The 8,774-nt window shown below is 74.6% G+C and carries 9 protein-coding genes; all 9 read right to left on the bottom strand.

From position 1 onward, the window contains the following. Nucleotides 1–513 precede the first annotated feature (513 nt). The 9 genes from UW392_RS24330 to UW392_RS24290 all read right to left on the bottom strand — a co-directional run bounded on the left by UW392_RS24330 (nt 514) and on the right by UW392_RS24290 (nt 8,501). Entirely contained in the window at nt 514–1,413 is a 900-nt protein-coding gene (locus UW392_RS24330; protein WP_320777232.1) for an alpha/beta hydrolase, read from the bottom strand. A gap of 135 nt (nt 1,414–1,548) precedes the next feature. After that, nucleotides 1,549–1,875 (bottom strand): hypothetical protein, encoded by a 327-nt coding sequence (locus tag UW392_RS24325; protein ID WP_320777231.1) that lies wholly within the window; start codon nt 1,873–1,875, stop codon nt 1,549–1,551. 25 nt (nt 1,876–1,900) lie between these two features. Continuing rightward, nucleotides 1,901–3,160: a kynureninase gene (kynU, locus tag UW392_RS24320; protein WP_320777230.1), complete on the bottom strand. Its 1,260-nt coding sequence runs from the start codon at nt 3,158–3,160 to the stop codon at nt 1,901–1,903. Further along, nucleotides 3,153–3,968 (bottom strand): tryptophan 2,3-dioxygenase family protein, encoded by an 816-nt coding sequence (locus UW392_RS24315; RefSeq protein ID WP_320777229.1) that lies wholly within the window; start codon nt 3,966–3,968, stop codon nt 3,153–3,155. Before UW392_RS24315 ends, kynU begins: the two co-directional genes overlap by 8 nt. Before the next feature lie 150 nt (nt 3,969–4,118). Then, a complete protein-coding gene (locus UW392_RS24310) occupies nt 4,119–4,532 on the bottom strand; it encodes a DUF3151 domain-containing protein (protein ID WP_320777228.1) in 414 nt (137 codons plus the stop codon). A 67-nt stretch (nt 4,533–4,599) separates the two neighbouring features. Next, a complete protein-coding gene (fbaA, locus tag UW392_RS24305; protein ID WP_320777227.1) occupies nt 4,600–5,631 on the bottom strand; it encodes a class II fructose-bisphosphate aldolase in 1,032 nt (343 codons plus the stop codon). A gap of 138 nt (nt 5,632–5,769) precedes the next feature. Next, nucleotides 5,770–6,318 (bottom strand): orotate phosphoribosyltransferase, encoded by a 549-nt coding sequence (gene pyrE, locus UW392_RS24300; protein ID WP_320777226.1) that lies wholly within the window; start codon nt 6,316–6,318, stop codon nt 5,770–5,772. A 10-nt stretch (nt 6,319–6,328) separates the two neighbouring features. Then, nucleotides 6,329–7,120, bottom strand: coding sequence for an aldose 1-epimerase (locus UW392_RS24295; RefSeq protein ID WP_320777225.1), 792 nt, complete (start codon nt 7,118–7,120; stop codon nt 6,329–6,331). Between the two features lie 406 nt (nt 7,121–7,526). Then, nucleotides 7,527–8,501 (bottom strand): SRPBCC family protein, encoded by a 975-nt coding sequence (locus UW392_RS24290; RefSeq protein WP_320777224.1) that lies wholly within the window; start codon nt 8,499–8,501, stop codon nt 7,527–7,529. Between the last annotated feature and the right edge of the window lie 273 nt (nt 8,502–8,774).

Raw genomic sequence — 8,774 nt, 5'->3', positions numbered from 1 at the left:
CTGAGAGCTACGGCGTACGTGAGTCCCCGGGCGGGACGCGGGCGAGGCGTCACGCGCCGTAGTTTCTTTCCCGTCCGGGCCGCCTCGGCGGCGTTGGCCCGGTGCGCGGCGAACACGTCGGCCAGGGACGCGGACGTCATGGTGACCGCGGCGGGCACCGGCGCGGGGACGGTGGGCCGGGCCGCGGCGGAGAGGGGGAGAACGACGGCCGCCGTCAGCAGCGCCGCGACAAGTCCCCGCCACCGACGGCCCGTTCCGGCCCGCCACGGCCCCGCTCCACGCCGCCTTCGACCGGCTCTCCCCCACCCCACGGTCCGCTCCTCCCCGCGGGCCCGCACCTCGGGCCCGTACGGGAAAGAAACTACGGAGCGTCACGCCTCGCCCGCGTCCCGCCAGGGGACTCACGTACGCCGTAGCTCTCAGGTATGACGGGGGGCAGGACGGGTGCGGGGCGGGTGTGGGGCGGGCGGGACGGTTACGGGGTACCGGGCGCCGGGCGCTGGCCGCCGGCCGCTACCAGGCCAGCTGGGCGATCTCCTCCGCCACCACCGCGCACGCGTCCGCCGCCGGGTCGATCAGCGGGAAGTGGCCGACGTCCTCCAGCAGCGTCACCCCCACCACCTCCCCGGCCTTGGCCGCCGCGTCGGCGTAGGACTCGGCGACCGCCTGCGGCACGTCCACGTCGGCGCGGCCCTGCACCAGCGTGGTCGCGATACCGGTGGGCAGCAGCAGCGCCGGATCGGCGTAGGGGCGGCGCTCGGCGAAGGTGTCGTCCCCGCCGAGGAACTGGCGTACGGCGCCGCCGCACACGTCGAGCTTGTCGGCGACCTCGAAGTCGGCGATCGGCGCGAGGGCGACCACGCCGCGCAGGGGCGCGGGCCGGTCGGTGCGCCAGGGGGCGCCGGCGGGCAGGACGTGCCGGGCCGCCGCCCACAGGGCGAGATGACCGCCCGCCGAGTGACCGGTGAGCACCGTACGGCGCGGGTCGGCACCCGGCAGACGCTCCCCGACGAGCGCGGGCAGCGCGTCGAGGGCGGCGGCCACGTCGTCGAGGGTGTCGGGCCACCGCCCGGCCCGACCGCCCGCATCGCCGTCCGCACCACCGTCCGCTCCCCTGCGGTACTCCACACTGGCCACGGCGAAGCCCCGGCCCGCCAGGAACGCGGCGAACGGACTGATGTGCCGCCGGTCGTACGGGCCCCGCCAGGCCCCGCCGTGCAGGACGACCACCACGGGCACCGGCCCGCCCGGACCGGCCTGGACGCGCGGCGCGTAAAGGTCGACCACCTGGTCCGGGTGGTCGCCGTACGCGGCAGTGAGGTCGGGAGCGGCCGCGGGGTGCGCGAAGAGCGACTTCTCCTCCGCGGCGTTCCGCGCGGCGGCGGTCCCGTTTTCTGCGGCGGCGTCCGGCATGTTCAACCTCTCGGCGAGGAAACGGTGTTGACCGGACGGAAGACTGGAATCCGGCCGGTGCCGGGACGGTACCAGGCCGGTGACGTGCGCCGACACGGGGATATCACGCTGGGTGAAGGGGGGGGCGGCCGGTGCCTACTCCATGAACTCGGGCCGCTGGTACGGCGTCCACCAGGCCGTCAGTCCCCACACGCCGAGCGCGAGCGACGCCACCGCGCCCAGCAGCGCGATCCAGGGCCGGCCCGCCGTCCGCAGCAGCGCGCCCCACACCAGGACCGGCAGGAGCGCGCCGCCGAGCAGAACGAGCGGCAGGTCGACCCAGAGGACGCTCAGATCGCGGTGCTGCCCCTCGAAACCGCCGGTCACGTTGTCAGCGGCGAGCGGGGCCCAGGCCAGTACCGCGGCCACGGCGCCGGCGCCGGCCAGCAGACAGCCGACGCCGCCTCGTGTCTCTTCCCTCATACCGGGGACGACGAGCGCACTCCGGCTACGGTTCCTGAAGGACCTCCGCCAGTACCCGCGCCGCCCGCTCCACGTCGGCGAAGGAGACGTAGAGCGGGGTGAAGCCGAAACGCAGCACGTCCGGGGCGCGGAAGTCACCGACCACACCCCGCGCGATCAGCCGCTTCATGACCTCGCCCGCGTCCTCGCAGCGCAGCGCGACCTGGCTGCCGCGCTCGGCGTGCGCGGCCGGTGTGAGGGACTCCACGCGCCCGCCGGGCACGTACGCCGCGACGCACCGCAGGAAGAAGTCGGTGAGCGCGAGGGACTTGGCACGCACCGCCCCGACCGAGACACCTTCCTCGTCCCACACGTCCAGGGACGCCTCCAGGGCCAGCAGGGAGAGGATGTCCGGCGTTCCGACGCGCCCGCGCGGGGCGCCGTCCGCCGGGGTGTACGCCGTGGCCATGCCGAACGGCTCGGCGTGCGAGTTCCAGCCGGGCAGCGGGGAGTCGAAGCGGTCCTGAAGGTCCTGGCGGACGTACAGGAACGCGGGCGATCCGGGGCCGCCGTTGAGGAACTTGTAGGTGCAGCCGACGGCCAGGTCCACGCCGTGCTCATCCAGGCCGACCGGCAGGGCGCCCGCGCTGTGGCACAGGTCCCAGACGGTGTACGCGCCCGCCGCGTGGGCGGCGGCGGTGAGCGCGGGCAGGTCGTGCAGCCGGCCGGTGCGGTAGTCGACGTGGTTGAGCAGCACGGCGGCGGTCCGGCCGCCGAGCGCCGCCGGTACGTCGGCCGGGGCCACCGGCCGCAGCGCGCACCCCGTCAGCCGGGCCGCCGACGCGGCGATGTACCCGTCGGTGGGGAAGGTGGTGGCGTCGACGAGGATCTCGTCCCGTCCCTCCCCCGCCATGCGGACGGCCGCGACGACCGCCTTGAAGACGTTGACGCTGGTGGAGTCGGAGACCACGACCTGGCCGGGGGCGGCGCCGACCAGCGGGGCGATCCGGCCGCCGACCCGCTCGGGCGCGGTCCACCAGCCGCTCTCGTCCCAGGACCGGATGCGCAGCTCGCCCCACTCGCGGCGGACGACGTCGTCCAGCCGGGCGGGGACGTGCGCGGGCAGCGCGCCGAGCGAGTTGCCGTCCAGGTAGACGGTGCTGTCGTCGAGGACGAACCGGCCGCGCACGGCGGCGAGCGGGTCCTCGGCGTCGTACCGCTTCGCGTCGTACCGCTCCGCGTCGTACCGCTCCGCGCGGCCGGTCGGCTCGGCCGCGCGCCCGCGGGGAGTCGTCAGCTCAGACATAGGACCGCGCCGTCCACAGCTCGGGGAAGACGGTGCCGCGGGCCCGCTTCTCCAGCCAGGCCACCCCGGCGGAGCCGCCGGTGCCGGTCTTGGCGCCCATCGCGCGGCGGGTGGCGACCAGGTGGTCGTTGCGCCACCGCCACACCAGTTCGGCTACGTCGCTGAGCGCCTCGCCGAGCCGGGCCAGCTCGCCGTTCTGGTCACCGGAGTAGACGGCCGTCCACGCGGCCTCGACCTCGGGCACCGGCTCGTACTTCCGGGTCACGTCCCGGTGCAGGGCCTCGTCGGGGATCGCGTACCCGCGCCGGGCCAGCAGCCGGACCACCTCGTCGTAGAGCGACGGCTCGTGCAGCGCCTTCTCCAGCTCGGCGTGGACGCGCGGGCTGCCCCGGTGCGGGACCAGCATCGACGCGGACTTGTCGCCGAGCAGGAACTCCAGTCGCCGGTACATCGCCGACTGGAAGCCGGAGCCGTCGCCGAGGGCACCGCGGTAGGAGTTGAACTGGGCCGGGGTGAGCTGCCCCAGCGGCTTCCAGGAGGCGTTGAGCGCCTCCAGCTCGCGCACCGAGCGCTTCAGCGCGTCGGCCGCCACGCGCACGCGGTCCTCGCGCAGCGCGCCGGCCGCGGTCTCCCACTCGTGGACGATGACGGTGAACCACAACTCCATGACCTGGGTGGTCACCAGGAAGACCATCTCGCCGGGGTCGTCGGAGAGGGGACTCTGGAGGTGGGTGAGCACGTCCGCCTTGACGTAGTCCTCGTACGGCGTGCTGCCGTCGAAGTCGAGGTTCGGGGCGTCGTGGGACATCGCTGTCTCCTGCATGCGTACTACGGGTAGCGGTCCGCCCTGCCGTTACCGGCACGGGGCCCCGGTCCCCGGCCCAGCATCTTCCGCAATCGTCCCAGGTACGCGCAAGGCCCGCCCGTCCGGGCGGGCCCCAAGGGGACGTCCGCGGGGTCAGCCGAGGACGTCGGCCGCCTCCGCCGAGGAGTCGCGCAGGAACTGCGAGCAGCGCTCGTACTCCTCCTTCTCGCCGATCACGCGGGCGGCGCGGGCGAGGGCGTGCAGGGCGCGCAGGAAGCCGCGGTTCGGCTCGTGCTCCCACGGCACCGGGCCGTGGCCCTTCCAGCCGCTGCGGCGCAGGGCGTCCAGGCCGCGGTGGTAGCCGGTACGGGCGTAGGCGTAGGACTCGACGACGCTGCCGCGCTCGAACGCCTCGTCGGCGAGGCGCGCCCACGCCAGCGAGGACGTCGGGTACTTCGCGGCGACGTCGGCGGGGGACGTGCCGCCCGCGAGCATCTCGCGCGGCTCGGGGCCGTCGGGAAGAAGGGTCGGGGGCGGTCCCCCGAGGAGGTTCTCGTGAATGGCCATGCGGTCCAGTCTGCGGTATGCCGAGGGCCCGGCACCGCGAGGGTGCCGGGCCCTGTGACAGGAGGTGCTACTTGATGCGGGTGCCCGCCGAACGCAGGTGACCGCAGGCCTCCACGACGCGGGCGGCCATGCCGGCCTCGGCCAGCTTGCCCCAGGTGCGCGGGTCGTAGGTCTTCTTGTTGCCGACCTCGCCGTCGATCTTCAGGACGCCGTCGTAGTTGGCGAACATGTGACCGGCGACCGGGCGCGTGAACGCGTACTGGGTGTCCGTGTCGAGGTTCATCTTGACCACGCCGTTGTCCAGCGCGGTGGCGATCTCCTCGGCGGTGGAGCCGGAGCCGCCGTGGAAGACGAAGTCGAACGGCTGGCTGCCGGCCGGCTTGCCGTACTTCGCGGCGACGCCCTCGTTCAGCTCCTTGAGCAGGTCGGGGCGGAGGACGACGTTGCCCGGCTTGTAGACGCCGTGGACGTTGCCGAAGGACGCGGCGAGCAGGTAGCGGCCCTTCTCGCCCAGGCCCAGGGCCTCGGCGGTGCGCAGCGCATCGTCGACCGTGGTGTAGAGGGAGTCGTTGATCTCGTGGGAGACGCCGTCCTCCTCGCCACCGGTCGGGGTGATCTCGACCTCAAGGATGATCTTGGCGGCGCGGGCGCGCTCCAGCAGCTCGGTGGCGATGGAGAGGTTGTCGGCCAGGGTCTCCGCGGAGCCGTCCCACATGTGGGACTGGAACAGCGGGTTACGGCCGGCCTTGACGCGCTCCTCGGAGACGCCGATCAGCGGACGGACGTACGCGTCGAGCTTGTCCTTGGGACAGTGGTCCGTGTGCAGCGCGATGTTCACGTCGTACTTCGCGGCGACGATGTGCGCGAACTCGGCCAGGGCGACGGCGCCGGTGACCATGTCCTTGCTGTGCTGGCCGCCCAGGAACTCGGCGCCGCCGGTGGAGATCTGGACGATGCCGTCGCTCTCCGCCTCCGCGAAACCGCGCAGGGCCGCGTGCAGCGTCTGGGAGGAGGTCACGTTGATGGCCGGGTAGGCGAACTTCCCCGCCTTCGCCCGGTCCAGCATCTCGTTGTAGACCTCGGGAGTTGCGATGGGCATTGTCCGCTCCTTGTATGTGCGGGTGGGCTGTGTCGTGCGTGCTTACGGCCCTGACCTAGACCATGAGGCACCTCGGGGCACCTGGGGCGACGTCATCGTCGGCCCCATCTTTCCAGACTGTCTCCGGACGAGGGGGGCTCAGTCCAGGCCCAGCTCGTCCTTGGAGTAGGCGAACAGGTACGGCACGCCCGCGCCCTCCTGGATCTTCTCGGCGGCGCCGGTCGCGCGGTCGACGATGGTCGCGACGCCGACGACCTCGGCACCGGCCTCGCGCACCGCCTCGACCGCGGTGAGCGGGGAGCCGCCGGTGGTGGAGGTGTCCTCGACGACCAGGACGCGGCGGCCCTTGATCTCCGGGCCCTCGACGCGGCGCTGCATGCCGTGCGCCTTGGCGGCCTTGCGGACGACGAAGGCGTCCAGCCGCCGGCCGCGCGCGGCGGCGGCGTGCAGCATGCTCGCGGCGACCGGGTCGGCGCCCATGGTGAGCCCGCCGACCGCGTCGAACTCCAGCTCCGCGGCCAGATCGAGCAGCACCTGTCCGACCAGCGGCGCGGCCTCGCCGTCGAGGGTGACGCGGCGCAGGTCGACGTAGTAGTCCGCCTCCAGTCCGGAGGAGAGCGTCACCTTGCCGTGCACCACGGCCTTGTCCTTGATCTGCTGCAGCAGTGCGCCGCGTACGTCCGTCATGCCTGTCAGCTTAGATGTGGCGCCAGCTCCACGTCGTCGTGGCCTCCAGCGGCTCCAGCGGCGTGACCAGGCGCGGGAGGGTGTTCAGCCCGTTGGGCGGGCCGGTCTGCGGCTCCACGCACACGGCGGCGTCCTGCTCGTCGTAGACCACGACCCACTCCTCCCGGCTGGTCACCTTCAGCTCCAGGGCGCCGGGCCAGGTGAGGGTGACGTCCACCCCGCCGGGCATCCCGAAGCAGTCGTCCCAGGGGCCGGGCAGGGGATCGATCCGCTTGCCGGTCGGGATGTGGTCCGCGCCGCGCTCCTCCTGCCAGGCGGCGTCGAACCCGATCCGCACGCCCTCGCTGTCGCCGAGGCTCCGGTTGAACCAGGGGTGCCAGCCGATCTGCGCCGGGAAGGACGAGTCGTACGTCTCGATGGACGCGGTGAGCGTCAGCGCCTCCGGGGCGAGCGCGATGACCTGGGTGACGCGGGCCGGGTAGGGCCAGGGGTCGCCCAGCTCGTACGTGATGACCGCCTCGTCGGCGGTGGTGCGGGCGGTGCGCCAGGCGCCCTCGCGGGCGGGGCCGTGGATGGCGTGCGGCGGGGAGTTCAGCGGCAACTGGTGGACGGCGGCGCCGTCGCGGAACCGGCCGTCGCGGACGCGTCCGCACCAGGGGATCATGGGAAAACAGCCGTAGCGGTCGCCCTGGCGGAGCAGTTCGACACCGCCGACACGGAGCGAGCCGACCCGGCCGCCGTTACCGGGCCGCACGGTGGCCTCCGCGTCGCCCGCGGTCAAGGAGATCTCGTCGTTACTCACCCCCTGACCCTACTGGCCGACACCAGCCTCACTCGGCCACGCCGACTCTTCTGGGCCGCGCCGGGGGGCTACGGGGCGGGGCGGACTCGGACGGGGCTCCGCCCCGGGGGGTGGGGCGGGCTCGGCGGGGACCACCCCGGGTGCGAGGGGCTCGGCAGGGCCGACTCCGGGGGCGAGGCCGGACCACTGGGCGGAGGCAGCCCCGAGGGCGGAGCGTGCGGTCAGCGGGGCCGACTCCGGGGGCCGGGCGGAGCTCGGCGGGGGCGGTATCGGGGGATGGGCGCGGTCGGTCCCCGGGGGTGGGGCTCGGTGGGGTCGGCCCCGGGGGCGAGGCGGGGCTCGGTGGGGCCAGCGCCCAGGGGCGGGGCAGGACGCGGCGGGGTCGACCCCGGGACGGGGTGTGTGGTCAGCGGCGTTTGCGGAGGGCGCGGCCCACGACGATGGCCGATGCCACGGCCAGTGCGGCGGCCGGGGCGGCCCACCGCAGTGGGGTGCCGGAGGCGCTCGCCTCCGGCGCGGGGACGGGGGCGTACCGGCCGCGCGGCGGGGCGTGGTCCACCTCCTCGGCGCTGCGCCCGATCATCGTGCGGCGGGCGTGGGCGGCTTCGGCGGGCGGACCGTCCACGACATCCTCACCACCGTTCCCACCGCCGCCGAGGCTCTCGATACCGGGGGCGGGGGCGGGGGGCGGGGTGGTGCCGGGGGCGATGGGGGCCTCCGGGTCGGGGGTGGCCGGACCGGGGGTAGCCGGGTCAGGGGTGGCCGGGTCAGGGGTGGCCGTGGACCGGTCGGGGGCCGCGTCGCCCCCGCGGTCCGTGTCGAAGTCGGAGTCAGAGGCGGCGTCGGCGTCTGCGTCGGGGGCTGCGTCGGGGGCTGCGTTTCCGGGACCGGGGGCCGGCTCCGTCGGCGACGTGGCGGCGGACGCGCCGGGCTCCGGTACCGCAGGGCCGGAGCCCTGTTCCGCCGCCTTTCCCAGGTTCTCCGCGAAGCGGGTCAGCAGGCGGGTCACCGAGGCCGTCACCGCGTCCGGCGGGAGTTCCGTCACGCGGCCGTCCGCCTTGGCCGTACCCGTGATGACGAGCGTGCAGCCACCCTCCGCGTCGACGACGCGCAGCGTCAGCGCCAGCGACACCGCGCCCGAGCCGCGGGCCTCCCCCGCGTCACCGGCGACGACGTACGCCCCGTCCTCCCGGGCGGACACCCGCACCCGGCCCCGGTAGGTCACGGAGTGACTGCCGACCCGTACCTTCAGCCGGCCCGTGACGGGCTCGGCCCCGGCCTCCTGCTGGAGCCCCGGCACCGCGCCGGCGACCCGTGCGGGGTCGGCCAGCACATCCCTGAGCCGCTCGGCCGGAACCGGAACGAACACCTCATGCTCCATGTCAGCCGAGCCTACCCAGCGGGCGCCGCCCACACCCCCCGTCGGACGTAACTCACCCACCGCCGTCGGACTGTGCCCCGCCCTGCCCCGGGCGACCGGCGACGGCCCGATGCCCGGCGCCCCGGCGTGAGCCGTACGGGTGACACGGACGCGAGGTCAGTACCGGGGATGCACCAGCGTCGACGGCGGCGGGGCGGACGCCGGGGCCCCGGCCTCCGACGCCGCGCGCACCGCCCGCGCCAGCGACCCGGGCGTCAGCGTCACCGGCCGCGG

The sequence above is a fragment of the Streptomyces sp. CRN 30 genome, from assembly GCF_034105845.1.
The sequence above is the reverse complement of the archived record's forward strand: the minus strand, read 5'-3'. Positions and strand labels throughout refer to the sequence as shown.

What these genes read in the sequence shown, in the direction of transcription:
- UW392_RS24325 (WP_320777231.1), bottom strand. Translation starts at nt 1,875, where the DNA reads ATGAGGGAAGAGACACGAGGCGGCGTCGGCTGTCTGCTGGCCGGCGCC.
- UW392_RS24310 (WP_320777228.1), bottom strand. Translation starts at nt 4,532, where the DNA reads ATGGCCATTCACGAGAACCTCCTCGGGGGACCGCCCCCGACCCTTCTT.
- UW392_RS24290 (WP_320777224.1), bottom strand. Translation starts at nt 8,501, where the DNA reads ATGGAGCATGAGGTGTTCGTTCCGGTTCCGGCCGAGCGGCTCAGGGAT.
- UW392_RS24315 (WP_320777229.1), bottom strand. Translation starts at nt 3,968, where the DNA reads ATGTCCCACGACGCCCCGAACCTCGACTTCGACGGCAGCACGCCGTAC.
- UW392_RS24330 (WP_320777232.1), bottom strand. Translation starts at nt 1,413, where the DNA reads ATGCCGGACGCCGCCGCAGAAAACGGGACCGCCGCCGCGCGGAACGCC.
- fbaA (WP_320777227.1), bottom strand. Translation starts at nt 5,631, where the DNA reads ATGCCCATCGCAACTCCCGAGGTCTACAACGAGATGCTGGACCGGGCG.
- kynU (WP_320777230.1), bottom strand. Translation starts at nt 3,160, where the DNA reads ATGTCTGAGCTGACGACTCCCCGCGGGCGCGCGGCCGAGCCGACCGGC.
- pyrE (WP_320777226.1), bottom strand. Translation starts at nt 6,318, where the DNA reads ATGACGGACGTACGCGGCGCACTGCTGCAGCAGATCAAGGACAAGGCC.